Origin of the sequence: Erythrobacter sp. SDW2, from assembly GCF_021431965.1 — a bacterium.
Taxonomy (GTDB): Bacteria; Pseudomonadota; Alphaproteobacteria; order Sphingomonadales; family Sphingomonadaceae; genus Parerythrobacter.
In genome coordinates, this window is record NZ_CP090370.1 from 1,360,671 (window position 1) to 1,379,728 (window position 19,058).

Annotated in this window: 22 protein-coding genes; 16 read left to right on the plus strand and 6 right to left on the minus strand. The window is 64.7% G+C overall.

Translation table 11 applies throughout. From position 1 onward, the window contains the following. The 16 genes from rplR (at position 1) to LY632_RS06775 (ending at position 13,677) form a co-directional block, all read left to right on the plus strand. On the plus strand, positions 1 to 345 hold the full coding sequence (rplR, locus tag LY632_RS06700; protein ID WP_234093020.1) for a 50S ribosomal protein L18: 345 nt from the start codon (positions 1 to 3) through the stop codon (positions 343 to 345). Beyond that, positions 345 to 1,127, plus strand: coding sequence for a 30S ribosomal protein S5 (gene rpsE / locus LY632_RS06705; protein WP_234093021.1), 783 nt, complete (start codon positions 345 to 347; stop codon positions 1,125 to 1,127). The genes rplR and rpsE overlap by 1 nt, the downstream gene beginning before the upstream one ends. 5 nt (positions 1,128 to 1,132) lie before the next feature. Beyond that, positions 1,133 to 1,309 (plus strand): 50S ribosomal protein L30, encoded by a 177-nt coding sequence (rpmD, locus tag LY632_RS06710; protein ID WP_234093022.1) that lies wholly within the window; start codon positions 1,133 to 1,135, stop codon positions 1,307 to 1,309. Between the two features lie 70 nt (positions 1,310 to 1,379). Continuing rightward, positions 1,380 to 1,904, plus strand: a complete 525-nt coding sequence (gene rplO, locus LY632_RS06715; RefSeq protein WP_234093023.1) for a 50S ribosomal protein L15 — start codon at positions 1,380 to 1,382, stop codon at positions 1,902 to 1,904. Between the two features lie 104 nt (positions 1,905 to 2,008). Then, entirely contained in the window at positions 2,009 to 3,355 is a 1,347-nt protein-coding gene (secY, locus tag LY632_RS06720; protein WP_234093024.1) for a preprotein translocase subunit SecY, read from the plus strand. Between the two features lie 30 nt (positions 3,356 to 3,385). Beyond that, a complete protein-coding gene (locus LY632_RS06725) occupies positions 3,386 to 4,030 on the plus strand; it encodes an adenylate kinase (protein WP_234093025.1) in 645 nt (214 codons plus the stop codon). Between the two features lie 56 nt (positions 4,031 to 4,086). Next, positions 4,087 to 4,839, plus strand: coding sequence for an SRPBCC family protein (locus LY632_RS06730; RefSeq protein ID WP_234093026.1), 753 nt, complete (start codon positions 4,087 to 4,089; stop codon positions 4,837 to 4,839). After that, positions 4,836 to 5,570 carry a hypothetical protein gene (locus LY632_RS06735; RefSeq protein ID WP_234093027.1) on the plus strand — a complete coding sequence of 245 codons (735 nt, stop codon included), beginning with the start codon at positions 4,836 to 4,838 and terminating at the stop codon, positions 5,568 to 5,570. Before LY632_RS06730 ends, LY632_RS06735 begins: the two co-directional genes overlap by 4 nt. Before the next feature lie 318 nt (positions 5,571 to 5,888). Then, on the plus strand, positions 5,889 to 6,257 hold the full coding sequence (rpsM, locus tag LY632_RS06740) for a 30S ribosomal protein S13 (RefSeq protein ID WP_234093028.1): 369 nt from the start codon (positions 5,889 to 5,891) through the stop codon (positions 6,255 to 6,257). Positions 6,258 to 6,321: 64 nt separating this feature from the next. Continuing rightward, entirely contained in the window at positions 6,322 to 6,711 is a 390-nt protein-coding gene (gene rpsK / locus LY632_RS06745) for a 30S ribosomal protein S11 (protein ID WP_234093029.1), read from the plus strand. Positions 6,712 to 6,817: 106 nt separating this feature from the next. Further along, positions 6,818 to 7,873 (plus strand): DNA-directed RNA polymerase subunit alpha, encoded by a 1,056-nt coding sequence (locus LY632_RS06750; protein ID WP_234093030.1) that lies wholly within the window; start codon positions 6,818 to 6,820, stop codon positions 7,871 to 7,873. A gap of 163 nt (positions 7,874 to 8,036) precedes the next feature. Next, a complete protein-coding gene (gene rplQ / locus LY632_RS06755; RefSeq protein ID WP_234093031.1) occupies positions 8,037 to 8,456 on the plus strand; it encodes a 50S ribosomal protein L17 in 420 nt (139 codons plus the stop codon). An 87-nt stretch (positions 8,457 to 8,543) separates the two neighbouring features. Beyond that, positions 8,544 to 9,905, plus strand: a complete 1,362-nt coding sequence (locus tag LY632_RS06760) for a serine hydrolase (RefSeq protein WP_234093032.1) — start codon at positions 8,544 to 8,546, stop codon at positions 9,903 to 9,905. A 60-nt stretch (positions 9,906 to 9,965) separates the two neighbouring features. Next, the gene (locus tag LY632_RS06765; RefSeq protein WP_234093033.1) at positions 9,966 to 12,119 is read left to right on the plus strand and encodes a prolyl oligopeptidase family protein; all 2,154 of its coding nucleotides are present in this window, start codon (positions 9,966 to 9,968) and stop codon (positions 12,117 to 12,119) included. 143 nt (positions 12,120 to 12,262) lie between these two features. Further along, positions 12,263 to 12,823: a hypothetical protein gene (locus tag LY632_RS06770; protein ID WP_234093034.1), complete on the plus strand. Its 561-nt coding sequence runs from the start codon at positions 12,263 to 12,265 to the stop codon at positions 12,821 to 12,823. Positions 12,824 to 12,924: 101 nt separating this feature from the next. Then, on the plus strand, positions 12,925 to 13,677 hold the full coding sequence (locus LY632_RS06775; protein WP_234093035.1) for a hypothetical protein: 753 nt from the start codon (positions 12,925 to 12,927) through the stop codon (positions 13,675 to 13,677). On the opposite strand, the gene LY632_RS06780 is transcribed toward LY632_RS06775, so the two are convergent. From LY632_RS06780 to LY632_RS06805, 6 genes are read right to left on the minus strand one after another with little or no spacing between them, the layout of a single operon-like run. Next, positions 13,674 to 14,321, minus strand: coding sequence for a trimeric intracellular cation channel family protein (locus LY632_RS06780; protein WP_234093036.1), 648 nt, complete (start codon positions 14,319 to 14,321; stop codon positions 13,674 to 13,676). The genes LY632_RS06775 and LY632_RS06780 overlap by 4 nt on opposite strands. A 1-nt stretch (position 14,322) precedes the next feature. Then, positions 14,323 to 15,021 carry a PepSY domain-containing protein gene (locus LY632_RS06785; RefSeq protein ID WP_234093037.1) on the minus strand — a complete coding sequence of 233 codons (699 nt, stop codon included), beginning with the start codon at positions 15,019 to 15,021 and terminating at the stop codon, positions 14,323 to 14,325. 11 nt (positions 15,022 to 15,032) lie between these two features. Beyond that, positions 15,033 to 16,367 carry an amidase family protein gene (locus LY632_RS06790; protein ID WP_234093038.1) on the minus strand — a complete coding sequence of 445 codons (1,335 nt, stop codon included), beginning with the start codon at positions 16,365 to 16,367 and terminating at the stop codon, positions 15,033 to 15,035. 50 nt (positions 16,368 to 16,417) lie between these two features. Beyond that, positions 16,418 to 17,764, minus strand: coding sequence for a serine hydrolase (locus LY632_RS06795; RefSeq protein ID WP_234093039.1), 1,347 nt, complete (start codon positions 17,762 to 17,764; stop codon positions 16,418 to 16,420). Between the two features lie 56 nt (positions 17,765 to 17,820). Further along, positions 17,821 to 18,237: a VOC family protein gene (locus LY632_RS06800; RefSeq protein ID WP_234093040.1), complete on the minus strand. Its 417-nt coding sequence runs from the start codon at positions 18,235 to 18,237 to the stop codon at positions 17,821 to 17,823. Next, positions 18,234 to 19,052, minus strand: a complete 819-nt coding sequence (locus LY632_RS06805) for a hypothetical protein (protein WP_234093041.1) — start codon at positions 19,050 to 19,052, stop codon at positions 18,234 to 18,236. Before LY632_RS06805 ends, LY632_RS06800 begins: the two co-directional genes overlap by 4 nt. Positions 19,053 to 19,058: the final 6 nt, after the last annotated feature.

The window sequence follows — 19,058 nt, forward strand, 5'->3', positions numbered from 1 at the left end:
ATGGCAAAGCTTTCTCTCTTTGAACGCCGCCGTCGCCGGGTCCGTACCGCGCTGCGCAAGCGTGCGGGCGGCAAGCTGCGGCTGTCGGTCCACCGCACCGGCAAGCACATCTATGCCCAGGTCATCGACGATGCCGACGGCAAGACCGTTGCTGCCGCTTCGACCCTTGGCTCGAAGGCCTCGGGTGCGAACGTCACTGCCGCTGCGCAGGTTGGCAAGGACATCGCCGCCGCCGCCAAGAAGGCGGGTGTGACCACTGTCGTGTTCGATCGCGGCGGGTTCCTGTTCCATGGCCGCGTCAAGGCGCTGGCCGACGCCGCCCGCGAAGGCGGGCTGGAGTTCTGATGATGCCTGAGAACGAAAACACCGAAAACAACAACACCGAAGCGCAGGTCGAAGCGACCGCCGCTGTCGAAACCCCGGCCGTTGCCGAGACCCCGTCGGAAGCTGCGGATACGCAGTCGGCCGACTCGGGCGATCCGGGCGAGCCGCGCCGCGGGCGCGGTGGTCGTGGCGGCGAACGTGGCGAAGGCGGCCGTGGCCGTGGCCGCGGTGGCCGTGACGATCGTCGCGGCAAGCGTGAGGAAGAAGACGACGGCATCATCGAGAAGCTCGTCCACATCAACCGCGTCTCGAAGACGGTGAAGGGCGGCAAGCGCTTCGGCTTCGCGGCGCTGGTCGTCGTGGGTGACGGTTCGGGCCGCGTCGGTTTCGGTCATGGCAAGGCACGCGAAGTGCCGGAAGCCATCACCAAGGCAACCGCCGCTGCGCGCAAGAAGATGATCCGCGTTCCGCTCAAGGAAGGCCGCACGCTGCACCATGACGGCAATGGCCGTTTCGGCGCCGGCAAGGTAACCGTCCGCACGGCTCCTCCGGGCACCGGTATCATCGCCGGCGGTCCGATGCGCGCCGTCTTCGAAAGCCTGGGCGTCGCCGACGTGGTGACCAAGTCGGTCGGCACTTCGAACCCCTACAACATGATCCGCGCCACCTTCGACGCGCTGACCAACCAGACTTCGCCGAAGTCGGTGGCCCAGCGTCGCGGCAAGAAGGTCGCAGACCTGCTCGGTCGCGGTGGCGCGAGCGCAGCCGAGGCGGAAGCCGACGCCGCTGCGATGGCGGAGTAACTTAGATGGCTACCATCAAGATCAAGCAGATCGGTTCGCCGATCCGTCGCCCCGAAAGCCAGCGCCAGATCCTCATCGGTCTCGGGCTGAACAAGATGCACAAGGTCGTCGAGCGCCAGGACACCCCCGAGGTGCGCGGCGCGATCGCCAAGATCCCGCATCTGGTGACGATCGTCGACTAACAATCATGGGCCCCGCTGCGGCGGGGTTCATCATTTCCAGCGCGAACAAAGCGAAAGCGAGTGCAAGACTATGAAACTCAACGACATCCGTGACAACGACGGTGCCCGGAAGGGCCGTATGCGTGTCGGCCGGGGCATCGGCTCGGGCAAGGGCAAGACCGCGGCGCGCGGCCAGAAGGGCCAGAAGAGCCGTTCGGGCGTGGCCATCAAGGGCTTCGAAGGTGGCCAGATGCCGCTGCACATGCGCCTGCCGAAGCGCGGGTTCAACAACCCGTTCGGCAAGGACTACGCCGAAGTGAACATCGGTATGGTGCAGAAGTTCATCGACGCCAAGAAGCTCGACGCCAAGGCTGACGTGACCGAAGACGCGCTGCGTGCGGCCGGTCTCGCTCGCGGCGGCAAGGACGGCATCCGCCTGCTCGGCAAGGGCGAAATCACCGCCAAGGTGAAGTTCGTCGTCACCGGCGCGACCAAGGGCGCGATTGCAGCGGTCGAAAAGGCCGGCGGCAGCGTCGAAGTGGCCGCTCCGGCCCAGCCCGAGCACGAAAAGAAGGCGGCCCGCGCCGCTGCGAACAAGGCCGCCAAGGTCAAGTAGTAGAGAAAATCGGGGAGCGGGGGTTCGACATCGGGCCACCCGCTCCCTATCTATCCGGTCTGAGCCGGGACGGGCTGGCTCCAACCCAGGATTGACAGCGTATCATGGCTTCACGCGCCGACAATATTGCGAGCAACCTTAGCCTCGCGAACTTCTCCAAGGCCACCGAGCTGCAGAACCGTATCTGGTTCACAATCGGTGCCTTGATCGTGTTCCGCTTCCTCAGCTTCGTGCCGCTCGCCGGGATCAACCCCAAGGCGCTGGCGGCGTTCAACGAGCGGACTTCGGGCACGCTGATCGACATCTTCAACACCTTCACCGGTGGCGCGCTGGCCAACATGAGCCTGATCGCGCTGGGCGTGATGCCCTATATCACGGCCTCGATCGTGGTGCAGATGGCCGCCTCGCTCCATCCGGCACTGATGGCGTTGAAGAAGGAGGGTGCCAGCGGGCGCCAGAAGCTGAACCAGTACACCCGCTACGGCACGGTGTTCCTGTGCGCGCTGCAGGGCTACTTTATCGCGCAAAACGGGATTGCGCAGAACCTGATCGTGATCCCGGAAAACCTGTTCATGGTCAGCGCCATCATCAGCCTGATCGGCGGGACGATGTTCCTGCTGTGGCTGGGCGAGCAGATCACCAGCCGCGGTATCGGCAATGGCGTGTCGCTGATCATCATGGCGGGCATCGTGGCCCAGTTCCCCGGGTTTGCCGTCAACATGTTCGAAGGCGGTCGGACCGGCTCGATCAGCGCATTCCTGATCATCGCCTTCTTGCTGATGATCGTCGGCCTGATCCTGTTCATCTGCTTCGTCGAGCGGGCCCAGCGCCGCCTGCTGATCCAGTATCCCAAGCGCGCGACCCAGCGCGGTATGATGCAGGCTGACCGTTCGCATTTGCCGCTCAAGCTCAACACGGCGGGCGTCATTCCCCCGATCTTCGCCAGCTCGCTGCTGCTGTTGCCGCTGACGATCACCCAGTTTGCCGGCAACAGTGTCGATACCACGACCCAGTCAGGTCAGATCCTCCAGTCTGTGCTGCAATATCTGCAGCACGGTCAGCCGATCTACATGACGCTCTATGCCATCGGCATCATCTTCTTCTGCTTCTTCTACACTGCGGTTGTGTTCAACCCCGAGGAGACGTCGGAGAACCTGAAGCGCAATGGCGGCTTCATTCCCGGCATCCGCCCGGGCAAGCGGACCGCCGACTATCTCGATTACGTCCTGACCCGCATTACGGTGGTTGGCGCGATCTATCTGACGATTGTCTGCGTGCTTCCGGAGTATGCCATCGCCCAGACCGGCATCCCGCTGTTCCTTGGCGGCACCAGCCTGCTGATCGTGGTCAACGTCACTGTGGATACCATCAGCCAGATCCAGTCGCACCTGCTGGCGCACCAGTACGGTGACCTTATCAAGAAGGCCAAGCTCAAGGGCCGCATGCGCTAGGCGCGCGTGCAATCTGGGGGTATTGCGCAAGTGAACATCATCCTTCTGGGGCCTCCGGGCGCGGGCAAGGGCACGCAGGCCCAGCGTCTGGTCGACAACCATGGCATGAAGCAGTTGTCGACCGGCGACATGTTGCGCGCCGCGGTCAAGAACGAGACGCCGACCGGGCTCAAGGTCAAGGCGATCATGGAAGCGGGCGAACTCGTCAGCGACGAGATCGTCTCGGCACTGATCTCCGACGAGCTGGCGTCGATGGGTCCGGAAACCGGCGCTATTTTCGACGGCTATCCGCGCACTGCGGCTCAGGCACATGCGCTGGACCAGATCCTCGAGGCGCACGGACGTACGCTCGACAAGGTGATCGAGCTCGAAGTCGATGAAGACGCGCTGGTCGACCGTATCACCGGTCGTTTCACCTGCGCCAGCTGCGGCACCGGCTACCACGACCGGCACAAGCTGCCGAAGGTCGAGGGCGTGTGCGATGTTTGCGGCGGGACCGAGTTCAAGCGCCGCCCCGACGACAATGAGGAAACCGTCCGCACGCGGATGCAGGAATATCGGTCCAAGACCGCACCGATCCTGCCGATCTACGAAGAGCGCGGCATCGTCTCGCGGGTGGACGGCATGGCGTCGATGGACGAAGTGACCTCTTCGATCGAGGCATTGCTGGCCTAGGCTCTTTCCCTCCGCGCCTGTCCGTGGAATACGGCAGGGAGTATGGAGGGACACCCATGAACCGATTGACCGCCGCCGCATTTGCGGCCGCCTGCCTGCTTGCCACCCCCGCGCAGGCCGAGATTGTCGAGCTCGCCGACGGCGGCTTTGTCACCCGCGATGCCGCCGCCGTCGGCGCTGACCCGCAAGCGGTGTGGCTGGCGCTCATTTCGCCAGGCGACTGGTGGAGCGACAACCACACCTGGTCCGGTGATTCCGCCAATATGATGATTACGCCGCAAGGCGGCGGGTGTTTCTGCGAGCGGATCCCCGCGCAGGAGAAGGACGGTGCCATCGGCCTCGATGGCAGTGTCCAGCACATGATCGTGCTCCAGGCCAACCCGCGCAAAGTGCTGCGGATGCGCGGCGCGCTGGGGCCTTTGCAGAGCGAGCCGGTCACCGGCGTCCTCACCATCACGCTCAAGCCGATCGAGAAGGGCACCCGCATCGTCTGGGAATATGTCGTAGGTGGTTTCATGCGGTACGAACCCGAGGTGATTGCCAAGGCTGTCGATGGCGTGATGTCGCAACAGCTCGCCGGCCTAGCGGGCAAGCTTGGCCGTATTCCCGATCCGGAAGCGAAGCCGGCACCCGAGCCGGCTGAAGCAGCGCCAAAGGAGGGGGCAGCTCCAGACAAGGAACCTGCGGAGAAGCCAGCGCGCGCCATCGGCGAGGATTTCCTCGATGACGGGGCCGCCGGGGAGGATGCCGAAGCCAAGGTGAGCCCGCCCAAGCCGGCGCCGAAGCCCGGCGATGGGGATGCGGGGTGATCCGGTTCATCCGCGCTGGCGTGCTTTCAACGGCATTGGCTACCGTTGCGATGGGGTTGGCATGTTTTCCCGTCGCGGCCGCCGGCACCCCGCTTTGCCGTCTGGCAACCAGCGAGGTCGATGGATATCGCGGCCAGATCGAGCTGCGCAAGGGGTCGGACGGGCTGCTGCTCGGAGGGTATCTGTCCTACCGGGTCCCCGAGACCGACGTTACCCTGCGAGAGATGGCCTTCGCCCCCAAGGTGCCGATGAAGCTCGGGGTCCTGCTCGATTTCGCGATTGACGCCGACCAGAGCGACAAGGCGCTCGATGCGCTGGGGCAGGGTGGGGTGACCGACCTGCGGATATTCGTCGGCAGGCTGACGGGAACGTCCGAGGAGGTCTCCAACAAGGGTGCCGATATCCTCGAAAGCTACAAGCTCGACTTCAGCGTTACCGGGCAGGGCAGCGCAAGCGATCGTTATGTCCCGGTGCCGCAATCACGTATCGGGGCCGATACCTACAGTTTCGGTGGAGGAGGCATCGGTATCGCGCGCCGGATCGCCGGGCCGCTTCTTGCCGGCGAAGCAGGAGGAGGCCGACAGGGCGTCTCGATAAAGTTCGTCGCTGGGGCGGCCGCCCTTGAAGCCGAAACCGAGATTACGGGTTATCGCATTGCGGCCGCACGGCTGTTCGGCGGGGCCAATGCGCTCAAGGAGCGTGCCGCTCGGGGGCAGTGCAAGGCCGTTTGAGGCGGGAGCAAGGCATCTTGCGGCAGGGAGTTTTGACACGCTCGCTGCACTGGGTTACACCCCTTGAACCAGATCGCGCGGTGCCTATCTCGGCACTCGCGTCGTTTTGCGCGTGTTACGGTTGACGGCTAGCCCGAATCTCCCTATGCGCGCCATTCATTCGACAGTTTCGGACGAGTCCGGCAGGCGGCAGCCTTCAGCGCGCGCCATCCGGACCTTTTGCTGTCATGGCATCCGACCGGCCTGTCGATTGGATTTGAGCGATGAGATAGGGGCCGCGTGGCAACACGCAATTCCCTGTGGAGCATGGAGAAGTAAGTGGCTCGTATTGCCGGGGTCAATATCCCCACCAACAAGCGCGTGATCATCGCGCTCACCTACATCCACGGGATCGGTCGCACGACTGCCGTGGAAATCGCCAACAAGCTGGGCATCGACCATGCTCGCCGCGTGCAGGATCTTTCCGACGAGGAAGTCCTTCGCCTGCGCGAGACGATCGACGCCGATTACACCGTGGAAGGCGACCTGCGTCGCAACACCGCGATGAACATCAAGCGGCTGATGGACCTCAAGTCCTATCGCGGCCTGCGCCATCGCGCCGGCCTTCCCGTCCGTGGCCAGCGCACGCACACCAATGCGCGCACCCGCAAGGGCAAGGCGAAGCCGATCGCCGGCAAGAAGAAGTAAGCAGCGGCTCAAGCCTTTCGGCACCCGCTTCTCGCTTTCTGATCTGATTTAGGGGAATACCACCATGGCACGCGAACCAGGCCGCATCCGGCGCCGCGAGCGCAAGAACATCACCAGCGGTGTTGCGCACATCAACGCCAGCTTCAACAATACCATGATCACCATCACCGACGCACAGGGCAATGCCATCAGCTGGTCCAGTGCCGGCATGATGGGCTTCAAGGGCAGCCGCAAGTCGACCCCCTATGCCGCCCAGGTTGCCGCCGATGATGCCGGTCGCAAGGCAGCCGAGCACGGCGTCCGCACCCTCGAAGTCGAAGTGAAGGGTCCGGGCTCGGGCCGCGAGAGCGCTCTGCGCGGTCTCGCTGCCGTGGGCTTCACCATCACTTCGATCCGCGACGTCACGCCGATCCCGCACAACGGGGTCCGGCCGTCGAAACGGCGCCGCGTCTGATCCGAACCTGCCCGGCGGCCCTCGGGTCGCCGACACCTCTCTCGGACCGGACGCGCTTTCAAAGGCGCTGCCGGTCCTGCCCGCATCCGAACCCCAGGGGAAATCCATGTCCGTGAACACCAAGAACTGGCAGGAACTCAAGAAACCCACTCAGCTCGAACTGAAGGACAGTGGCGACAAGGCCCGCAAGGCGACCTTCGTTGCCGAACCGCTTGAGCGCGGCTTCGGCCTCACCCTCGGCAACGCGCTGCGCCGCGTGCTGCTCTCGTCGCTCCAGGGTGCGGCGATAACCTCGATCAAGATCGAGAACGTGCTGCACGAATTCAGCTCGCTTGCCGGCGTGCGTGAAGACGTGACCGACATCGTCCTCAACGTGAAGCAGATCGCGCTGAAGATGGAAGGCGAAGGCCCCAAGCGGCTGCAGCTGTCCGCCACCGGCCCGGCTGAAGTCAAGGCCGGCGACATCGCCGTCTCGGGTGACATCGAAGTGATGAACAAGGATCTGGTGATCTGCCATCTCGACGAAGGCGCGACGCTGAACATGGAACTGACCGCCGACACCGGCAAGGGTTACGTTCCGGCCGTTCAGAACCGCCCGATCGATGCGCCGATCGGCCTGATCCCGGTCGACTCGCTCTACTCGCCGATCCGCCAGGTCAGCTACAAGGTCGAGAACGCCCGCGTCGGCCAGGAACTCGACTACGACAAGCTGAGCCTGACCGTCGAAACCGATGGCACCGTCACCCCTGAAGACGCGGTGGCCTATGCCGCGCGCATCCTGCAGGACCAGTTGACGCTGTTCGTCCACTTCGAAGACGGCATCCCGCAGCCGCAGAGCACCATGATCGGTGTCGCTGCCGAGCCGCAGGAATCGGACGCCAACCAGCTCAACCGCTACCTCCTCAAGAAGGTCGACGAGCTGGAACTGTCGGTCCGTTCGGCCAACTGCCTCAAGAACGACAACATCATCTACATCGGCGACCTGGTCCAGAAGACCGAAGCCGAGATGCTGCGCACGCCGAACTTCGGCCGCAAGTCGCTCAACGAGATCAAGGAAGTGCTCTCCAGCATGGGCCTGCGCCTCGGGATGGACATCCCGGGCTGGCCGCCGGAGAACATCGAGGAAATGGCCAAGAAGCTCGAACAGGAGCTGCTGGGCTGATGATCAACGTCGTCCCAGCGAAAGCTGGGACCTCTATCCGCCAGCACCGCGCGGGCGACCAGCGATCCCAGCTTTCGCTGGGATGACGGAACAGGCGGTCGGCCTAACCGACCAGCACTGGGCTACCTGACACGGGCCCTTTTCGAACGAAGGAAGATTTGAAATGCGTCACAAGATTTCCGGCCGCAAGCTGCAGCGCAAGACCGGTCACCGCAAGGCCCTGTTCCGCAACATGGCAGCGGCTCTCATCAAGCACGAGCAGATCCTCACCACCGCCGCCAAGGCGAAGGAACTGCGTCCCTATGTCGAAAAGCTGGTCACGCTGGCCAAGCGTGGCGGCTTGTCGAACCGCCGTCTGGCACAGGCCCGCCTGCTCGACGAAACCCAGCTCAAGAAGCTGTTCGACGTGCTGGCCGAGCGTTATGCCGACCGTGACGGCGGCTATACCCGCGTGATCAAGGCCGGCATCCGCGCCGGCGACGCTTCGCCGATGGCCGTGATCGAATTCGTCGACCGCGACGAAGACGCCAAGGGCCAGGACAGCGGCCCGGTGCAGGCCGAGGACGAACTCGAAGACGCGTAAGCCTCTTCGAAGTTAGCAAGATTGAGGGCCGCACGGAGCAATCCGGCGGCCCTTTTCTTTTGGCTGGGCGGGGCTAGGGTACACGGCATGATCCGAACCGCCCTCGCAGCGACCGCGCTGATCCTCGCCGTCCCTGCCGCAGCCCAAACAGCGCAGGACCAACTCGACCTCCGCTACGATCGCGCGCTTACGGCAGGCTACAAGGCGCTGATGCTGTGCGGGGCGATGGCTCACGGCACGCGCACGGTAGAAAGCGTCGCGGCGTGGGAACTGAACGGTATCCAGGCGCCGCTCGATGGCTTGCTGGCCGACCTTCCGCCGGCTGAAATATCCTACGTCGAAGGGACTGCCGCAGGGCCGCTGCCGATCATCCGGACTGTGGCCGTGCGTTTTGCCGACGACATGCCTCCGCGTATCGCGGCGCATACGCCGGGCAGAGGCTGCACGATCTTGCCGGTGGGGATGACAGCAGCGCCGCCGCTCCCGAAGCCCAAGCTGCTGACCGGGCGTGAGGTGTTTCAGCTCGTCTCTCCGGAGTTCGATTTCCCCGCCAACGCGCTTGGTCGGATGGGCTTTTCGACCAGCTACGGTGCGGGTGCGCGCAGCACGGGGGTGGCGATCGTCAAGGACGGCGAGCTTGTCGGCGAGGCCTATGCCGAGGGCTTCACCCAATATACGCCGCAACGCACTTGGTCGGTCGCCAAGAGCCTTGCCGCAACAGTGATCGGTGCCGCCGTGCAGCGCGGCGAGGCAGACGTGACCGGATCGGCCGGGCTGGGCGCAAGCGATGCCGACCCGCGCCGTGCGATCACTATCGACCACCTGCTGCGCATGGCGTCGGGGCGGTACTCCGACACGCCCGGCAACCGCACCGATCCGCTCTATTTCGGCGGCGCAACGGTGACTGAGGTCGCGCTCGACTGGCCGCTGATCGCCGCGCCGGGGGGCACCTATCGCTACGCCAACAACGATACGCTCGCCGCAATCGCCGCGATCGCACCGACTTTCGACGCGCACCCCCCGGCATCGTTGTTCAAGACTTTGGGGATGGAGCGCACCGTGGCCGAAACCGACTGGCAGGGGAACTACATCCTCTCCAGCCAGGTCTGGTCCACTTCCCGCGATCTGGCACGCTTCGGGCAGCTCTATCTCGACGACGGGATCGTGAACGGGAAGCGTCTGCTACCCGAAGGCTGGGTGCAGTACGTCTCCACCCCCTCCGGCCCGCAGCCCGAGGGCGAGTTCGGCTATGGTGCCGGGTTCTGGCTGCTCAACAAGTCCGAAGGCGTTCCGCCCGATACCTTCGCCGCCTTCGGCAATCGCGGGCAATATGTCGTCATCGTGCCGAGCCGCAATGTCGTGATCGTGCGCCGGGGCGAGGACCCCGTCGGCGCGCGTTTCGATATCGCCGCCTTCACCCGCGATGTTCTCGCCGCGCTGGAGGATTGAAACCGCCGCCGCGCGCGCTACACCACTGCCACACGAACCCACTGGAGAGGTTGTCCCACCATGCTTCGCAAGACCCTGCTCGCCGGCGCTGCTGCCGTGCTCGTCGCCACGCTTTCTCCCGCCGTCGGCTATGCCCAGGACCTGAGTGCCCCCGACTATCCCGAAACCCGCGCCACCGAAGTCGCCGACGAACAGTTCGGGGTGACCGTGGCCGACCCCTATCGCTGGCTCGAGAACGACGTCCGCGTCGACCCTGAAGTCGCCAAATGGGTTGAACAGCAGAATGCCGTCACCGATGCCTTCCTCGCCAGGATCCCGGGGCGCGAGGCGCTCAAGGCACGCATCACCGAGCTGACCGATTACGAACGCTTCGGCATTCCCGAGGAGGCCGGCGGGCGCTATTTCTACACCCGCAACGACGGGCTGCAGAACCAGTCGGTGCTGTTCGTCCGCGACGGTCTCGATGGCGCGCCGCGCCAGCTGATCGATCCGAACGAATGGGCGAAGGACGGCGCGACCGCGCTGGCCGAATGGGTGCCGAGCAAGGACGGCAAATTTTTGGCTTACGGAATTCAGGATGGCGGTAGCGACTGGCGCACCGTCAAGGTGATGGATGTCGCCACCGGCGAAGTGCTCGCCGACACGGTCGAGTGGGTCAAGTTCTCCGACCTCAGCTGGGCCAAGGACGGCAGCGGCTTCTACTACAGCCGCTTCCCTTCGACCGGCGAGGGCGAGACCTTCCAGGCGCTCAACACCAACCACACTGTCTATTTCCACGACATCGGCTCGCCGCAGAGCACCGATCAGTTGGTCTACGCGACCCCCGACCAGCCCGAGCTCAACCATATCGCCACTGTCAGCGACGATGGCCGCTGGGTGGTGGTGACCAGCTCCAGCGGGACCGATGACCGATATGAGGTCACGCTGATCGACCGCACCCGCGCCGATGCCCCGCCGCGGGTGATCGTGCCCGGATTCGACCACAACTATTCCTATGTCGGCAATGTCGGCAGCACTTTCTTCTTCACCACCAATGACGGTGCGCCGCTGCAGAAGGTGGTGAAGGTCGAAGTGACCGACGCGCCGGAACTGGTCTGGGCGACCGTCATCCCCGAAGCGAAGGAGAAGCTGGAGGGCGTCTCGCTGGTCGGCGGCAAGCTGGTCGCCAGCTATCTGGTCGATGCCAAAAGCAAGATCGCGGTCTACGGCCTCGATGGCAGCCCGGCGGGCGAAGTGGCGCTGCCCGGCATCGGCAGTGCCGGCGGCTTCGGCGGTTCGTCCGAGCAGTCCGAAACCTTCTATTACTTCTCCAGCTACAACCGCGCGGCGACGATCTACCGCTATGACGTCGCGACCGGCCAAAGCACGGTCTGGGCCGCGCCCGAAGTGGCCTTCGATCCCGACGATTTCGTCGTCGAGCAGAAGTTCTACGCTTCCAAGGACGGCACCCAGGTGCCCATGTTCGTCGTCCGCAGCAAGGCGGTGGCGGAAAGCGGTGAAGCGGTGCCGACGCTGCTCTACGGTTACGGCGGCTTCAACATCTCCATGACTCCCGGCTTCAGCCCCTCACGGCTGGCCTGGGTCGAGGCGGGCGGGGCCTATGTGGTCGCCAATATCCGCGGCGGCGGCGAATACGGCAAGGCCTGGCACGACGGCGGGCGGCTGCTCAACAAGCAGAATGTGTTCGACGATTTCATCGCGGCGGGCGAATTTCTGATCGCCGAGGGCATCACCGCCAAGGACGGGCTCGCCATCAATGGCGGCTCCAATGGTGGCCTGCTGGTGGGGGCAGTGGTTAACCAGCGGCCCGATCTGTTCGCGGCTGCCAGCCCGGCAGTCGGTGTGATGGACATGCTCCGCTTCGATCGCTTCACGGCCGGACGCTATTGGGTCGATGACTATGGCTATCCCGGCAAGGAAGAGGATTTCCGCAACCTGCTGGCCTACTCGCCCTATCACACGATCAAGGATGGCACGGACTATCCGGCGATCCTCGTCACCACCGCCGATACCGACGACCGTGTGGTCCCCGGTCACAGCTTCAAATACACGGCCGCCCTGCAGGCAGCAGACCTGGGCGACAAGCCGCAGCTGATCCGGATCGAGACCCGTGCCGGCCACGGCTCGGGCAAGCCGACCGACAAGGCGATCGAGGAAGCGGCCGATGTTCTGGCGTTCCTCGCCGCCTACACCGGGCTTGAAATCGACGAATAGAGCGGGATCGGCCATATTCAGGAAAGTAGGTACTTTTCTGAATATGGCCTGTAACGCCAGTTCAGCGTGATCTCACGGTCGAATCTCTAGACCCTCATCTGTCAGGGGCGCTCCCGCCCTGAAACACAGTGAGGACGAGTGACATGAAGACCGTTTCCAAAGCCCTGATCGGAACCGTCGCCGCAGGTGCGATGGCGGTTTCCGCTGCAACCCCCGCCATGGCCCGCGACCGCGACCGCGACGGCATCGATGCCGGTGACGTGATTGCCGGCGCCGTCGTCCTGGGAGGCATCGCTATCCTGGCCGGCGCGATCGGCAATGACCGTGACGATTATCGCTATCGTGACCGCTATCGTGATCGGGGCGACCGTTGGTACGGCCGTGGCAGCCCCCGAGCTGCCGTCGAACGCTGTGTCAATGCCGCCGAGCGCGATGCGCGCCGCGCAGGCTACCGTTTTGCCGATGTAACCCAGATCCGCGATGTCGACGATACCCGCTATGGCTGGCGCGTGAAGGGCAATCTGGTGGTCGATGGTGCACGCGGCTGGGGCGGTTACGATCGCTACGACCGTCGCGGTTACGACCGCTACGACCGTCGCGATTACGGGCGCTACGACCGGAGCGACCGCGGCAGCTTCAACTGCCGGATCGACCGCGGCCGGGTTGTCGATGTCGATTTCAACGGCATTCGCGGCCTGCGTTGAGGGCTTCTCGCTAGGGACGGCGGTTCAGGCTGGTGACAGTCTGGACCGTCTATCTCGTCGATCTTGGTGGGGCCTCGTTGCCTTTGACCGGGGGTAGTGGAATGACCAGTTTCCGTAGCTTCGCTGCGTCGGCGGCGCTCTTCTCGCTGGTGGCATCGCCGGCTGCCGCTGCCGAACTGTCGGCTTCCAGCCAGCGCAGCGCCTATGCGCAGAGCGCTTACGATCATGACCGGGATACTGCCGAACGACACCGCCGTTGGCGTGATCGCGATCGGGTTGATGCCGGGGATGTGATCGCCGGGGTGGCGATCATTGCCGGGATTGCGGCGATTGCCAGTGCGGTCGACAGCAGCAACAAGCGCGAGCGTGATCGTTACGAAGACCGGCGCGACACCGACTACCGCTATGACCGGCGCTACGACGAGCCGCGCCAGTATCAGTCGGGCAATCTCGACCAGGCGGTCAGTGCCTGCACCAGCGCTGTCGAGCGCGATGTGCGGGTCGACAGCGTGGATCAGGTCAGCCGCGTGGGCGAGGGCTGGGAAGTGCGCGGTCGCCTGTACAACGGCAGCGGCTTTACCTGTGCCGTCAGCGGTGACGGACGGATCGACCGGATCGACTATGGCGGCGGCTTCCAGGGCTCGTCCGATGGCTATGGCACGGAGGGATATCAGGCCGATACCTATGGTGACGGCGAGGCGGCCCCGGGTCAGTGGTCCGATGATGCCTACGCGCAAGCTCGTGCCGAGCAGGGCGGCGCCTATATAGCCCCGCCTGCTTCGGAGGATGCGCAGCCAGCCTATCCCGGCGGTCCCCTTCCCGGCGAGGAAATCGATGGCGATCTGGCCGGTTAGCCCTCCGCCTTCCCGCCATAGGCGGGGAGCGACAGATTGAACCGTATCGCGGCGCTGCGCAGGACCAATCCTGCCAGCGCTGCAATCGTCCAGACCACCGCGCGCGGACCTTCGAGCCAAGTCCCGAGCACGCAGAGGCTGGCCGAGAGGGCCGCAGCCGTGACGTAGAGTTCCGGCCGCATCAGGATCGACGGGCGGCCGGCGATAACATCGCGGATGATCCCGCCGACGGTGCCGGTGACGATCCCCATCAGGATCGCCGGGACCGGCGCGACGCCATAGGTCAGGGCCTTGGCGCTCCCGAGCACGGCATAGGCGGCCAGTCCGACCCCGTCGGCATAGTCGAGCAGCTTGCCTTCCCACCAGCGCGTCGGCGTGAGCCAGACCAGCAACGCAGTGCCCAGGCACACGGCAGCCACCCACGGATCGGTGATCCAGAACACCGGCGCGCCGATCAGCAGGTCGCGCACCGTGCCCCCGCCGACCCCGGTGACCAGAGCGAAAAAGACCACGGTGACGATGGTTTGCTTCTCCTTCGCCGCGATCAGCGCACCGGACAGCGCGAACACCGCCACCCCCAGCAGGTCGAGCCAGTCGAGCAGCGGGGTCAGGATGACCTCGGCACCGTCGATTGCCGGGTTCATGTCAAGCCGTCACCCGCGCCTTGCGGCGGCGGAACATCAGGATGCAACCCAGCGTCGCGCCGAGCACCGCCAGCGTCGAAAAGACGAGGACCCACGGGTTGGGGCCGGGCTCGCGGGTCTCCAAGTCCATCACATGCAGGCCGAACAGGAAATCGAAGAACCGCCACCAGCGGGTGCGCACGGCTTCGATCACGCCGGTTTGCCGGTTGACATAGATGCGGGTTCCGTCCTCCAACGTCACTTGCCAGACGTCGACAGGGCGGCGGAAGTCGAACGGAACTGCATCGGCATCGAAGCTTTGGACCGAAGCAACCCTGTCGCCACCCTTGATCCCCTCTCGCACGATCATCCGCGCTTCGACATCGGTGATCGGGGCGATTGCCTCACCTGCCGAGTTGTACCGCTCGATGCTATCGTCGGCATAGGTGATCGTGGTCACGACCTTGCCGCGCTCCATGGCGGTCGTCACCGATTTAACCGGGCGGGACGGATCATCGGGCAGGGCCACGGCGATATTGGTATCTGGCGGCAGCGCAGGCTCCTCCACCTCGATCCGCAAATGGTTGCCGCGCACTTCCTCGATCGGGGTGATGACCATCAGCAGGCCCGACACCAGCCACATCACCACCGGCACACCGACCAGCCAGCCCAGCCAGATATGCCAGCGGGCAAAGCGCTGCATCCATACTCCGCGTGCCATCAAACCTCCCGTCAGCCGTGGAGCAGTTGCCCTATGGCCCCGGCAGCGGCGATGCAATCATAGTCGCCCCAGCGCGGTCCCATTACCTGCATCCCGCACGGCAGGTTCCCGGTGCCACCGACGGGGACAACGGTCGAGGGCAGGTTGGGGAAGGTCGCGATCCCGGCCCAGGCCAGCGTATCGGCAAAGGCGCTGTCCCTGCCGTTGATGGTGATCCTCCGTTCCGCAATCGGCGTCGCATCGTGCGGATAGGCCAGCATCGCCAGCGGCGGGGCGAGCACGAAGTCGTAGTGCTCGAACAGCGCGGCCCAGGCATATTCGTTGCGCGCCTGTACATCGAGCAGCTGGTAGTAGTCCGCCAGCGCCATGGTCTTGCCGTCGGCAGACGGGCGCCCGCGCGCCATGGCGACATTGAGCAGGCGCAGGTATTCGGCATGCTGCTGCGCCAGATCGGGCAGCAGGTCGCTGCTGCGGTCGACAATGACCCCGGCACTGGAAAGCACCGCGAGGGCTGTTTCGATCGGGCCGCTCACCGCGACATCCACTTCGCTCACCGGATGCTCCGTCACCGCCAGCATCCGGCAGTCCTTCAGCGCCTTTCCCTTACGCCGCAGCGGGAAGGTTGCCGTCAGTTCCAGCAGTAGCGCGATATCTTCGGCTGTCCGTGCGAGCGGGCCGACGACCGACAGCGGGCCATCATGCACATCGTTGTGCCCCGCCAGCGGATGCGTATGACCGCGGCGGCTGACGAGGCCGAAGCTGGTCTTGTGGCCGTAGATGCCGTTGAAATGCGCCGGGTTGCGGATCGAGCTGCCGATGTCGCTGCCATATTCCAGCGGGACCATGCCGCTCGCCACCGCGACGGCACCGCCCCCTGACGAGCCGCCCGCGACGCGGCTGTGATCATGCGGATTGTTGGTCCGGCCATAGACCGGGTTGTTGCTTTGCAGGTCGGCAAGATCGGGCGGGACATTGGTCTTGCCGATGATGATCGCGCCCGCCGCCTTGAGCCGCTGGACGACGATCGAGTCCTGTCGTGCAATATGGTCCTTGAATTGCAGGTGCCCGAATGTCGTCGGCAGGCCGGCGATGTTGAAGCTTTCCTTGACCGTCATCGGCACGCCGAACAGCGGCTGGCTGTCCTTGATATCGAGCCCGTCCATGGCCTTGGCCATGGCGCGCGCACGGTCGAAATCCCGCACCACGACCGCGTTGAGCGGGCCGTCGAGCGCTTCGATCCGGGCAATCGCGGCATCGACCGCCTCGAGCGGTGACAGCGCACCCCCACGGATCTGCGCGGCGAGCGCGATGCCGCCCGGTTCACGGGTCAATTGCGGATAGGCCATGCTCTTCTCTCCCTCTCCCGCTTCCTGCCACGGGTGAGGGAAGGGCGCAATTACTCGCGCGTGGCGGGCATCTCCGCACCGTTCTGGAACAGCGTCAGGCCCGTAATCACTCCGCCTTCGTCGCGCTGGAAGCGGATCTTGGCATCGACCACCTTGAGGAAGAACACGTCCTCTTCCTCCTTGAACAGGGGGAACGCCTGTTGCCCGGTGGCCTGTGCAACGAGGCCGTTCTCGTCCTGAGTGATGGTGATCTTGAAAGTCGGGGCCAATGCATAGGTGCCCAGATATTCGCCAAGCGTATCGGGATCGGCTTCAACGGCCACCCGCTCGCTCGCCAGTTGCACCGCCCCGCCACGCGCGAGCGTCATCAGTCGTGCGCCGATGGTGTTGGCTGCCCCGCCGTTGAGATTGGCGAGCACCGCAACGGTGAGCTTGCGGTCGGGATCATAGCCGAGCCAGGCGTTGAATCCTTCGATGCCCCCCGAGTGCGAGTACATGGTGCCTTCGTCGCTCCGGGTCACCGCCACGCCGAGCGCGTATTTGCTGTTGTCGCCCATGTCGAATTCGGCCGGGGTGAGGTAGGCCGCGAGGCTCTCCGGCTTGAGCAGCTTGCCGCCGAATAGCCCCTGTTGCCATTTGAGCAGGTCGGCAGTGGTCGAATACATCGCCCCGGCGCCGCGCGGGATGCCCATGAAGACGTAATCGGCATTGGCGACGCCGTTCTCGGTCGGGGCATAGCCTGCCGCGCGCCGGGGCAGGATCGCAGCGCTGTGGTCGATTCCGCTATCGGCCATGCCCAGCGGATTGAGGATGCGTGAACGCAGGACATCCTCGTAGGCCTTGCCGCTCGCGGCCTCGACCACCTCGGTTAGCAGCAGGTAGCCCGAATTGGAGTAGTTCCACTTGCTCCCCGGCTCGAACTCGAGCGGCTCGCCGGCGAAACGGGCAATCATTTCCTCGGGCGTCTTGGGAAGGTATTTCTGGGTCTGGAAATCATCGAAACTGGTGACGTTGGGAATGCCCGAGGTGTGATGCAGCAGGTGGCGCACGGTGACCTTGTCCCAGCTTGCCGGACTGTCAGGCCAATAGGTCTTGATCGGGGCATCGAGCTCGACCTTGCCTTCCTCCGCCAGCAGCAGGATCAGCACGGCGGTGAACTGCTTGGTGACGGAGCCGATGCGGAACTTGGTATCGGTGGTGTTGTCGATATCCCACTCGATGTTGGCATCACCCACTGCCTTGTCGAGGATGATCTGGCCATCCTGCGCCACCAGCACCGTGCCCATGAAACTGCTCGCTTCCTCGGCGATGACCTGCTCCATTCGGCCAGTGTCCTGCGCATGCAACGCGGGTGAGGCACACAGCAGGGCGGCGGTGGCAAAGGCGCGAGTCAGCAAGGCGAGTCTCCCAGGTGAATTACTTGCATAATACACCGTGCAAGAGACGCGGCAAGCTACTTCGCGAAGAGGTTGGCCGGGTTGGCCATGGCCTTGATCTCCAGCGCATTGCCGCTGGGATCGCGGAAAAACATCGTCGCCTGCTCGCCCGGTTCGCCGGCGAAGCGGATGGTCGGCTCGATCACGAACTCGACGCCTGCGGCGGTCAGCCGGTCAGCCATAGCGCGCCAATCGTCCATGCCCAGCACCAGTCCGAAATGCGGCACAGGGACATCGTGTCCGTCGACCGGGTTGGAGGCGCGGTCGCCAGTCTCGGGGGCAAGGTGGGCGACTATCTGGTGGCCGTGGAAATCGAAATCGATCCACTCGTCGGACGAGCGCCCCTCGGGGCAACCCATCAGCCCGCCATAGAACTGCCGCGCGGCGGCAAGGTCATGCACCGGGAAGGCAAGGTGGAACGGCGGAATGCTCATACGTCGGTTCTCTCGATCAGTCCGAGGGCGAAGCCATAGCCGAGAATGGGCGCCGCGCCATAGCCGATCAACACGCTGGGATAGTTCGACAGGATCGCCATCAGCGAGAAGCCGAACAGCGATCCTGCCAGCGCGAACCGCGCATCGCGGCCGAGCTGAACAGCTTTCAGCATCAGCACAAACCCGGCCAAAAGTGTGGCAAACAGCACAAGTGCCAGCAGCGGTTGTGCCAAGGCTGCATCGACCAGCACCCGCTCGACAAAGGGCTGCGCGGGCAGCTCGCCCTTCAACGCCGCCATGATACTGGCGAGGAAGCCGACGATCACCACTCCGCCGACCTGCCAGTCGCGCATGGCGTCATGCAGGCCGACCGCTGCGCCGACGACAGCAAAGCCCAGCGCCGCATCGGGCTGGAACGAGGCAGCCAGCAGCGCCGCCAGCAGGATCGGCGCGGCATAGTCCTTTTCGCGCGCGGCCAGCACGGCGAGTGCAGGGAAGGCCAGCGCCCCGGCGTGGAGCATGAACGGCCCCAGCGGCAGCCAGCGGGCGATGCCGTTAAAATGCGGTCCTGTCATGAGCGGCACGAACAGCAGGGCCAGCAGGCCGACGATGAACACGCGTCTGGTAGTCACTGCATCGGGCATCCGCCCGAAGACTACCCACGGCAAAACCAGCCCGAGCGCCGCCGCATTGATCGCCAGATAACGCACGGGAGCGCCCATCCCCGCCATGCAGGCCAGCCCGGCCAGTACCGGCAAGGCGAGCGCCAGCAGCGCGGGGAGGTGGTCTTTCAGCGATGCCCCCCGTGTGCCCACGTGGGA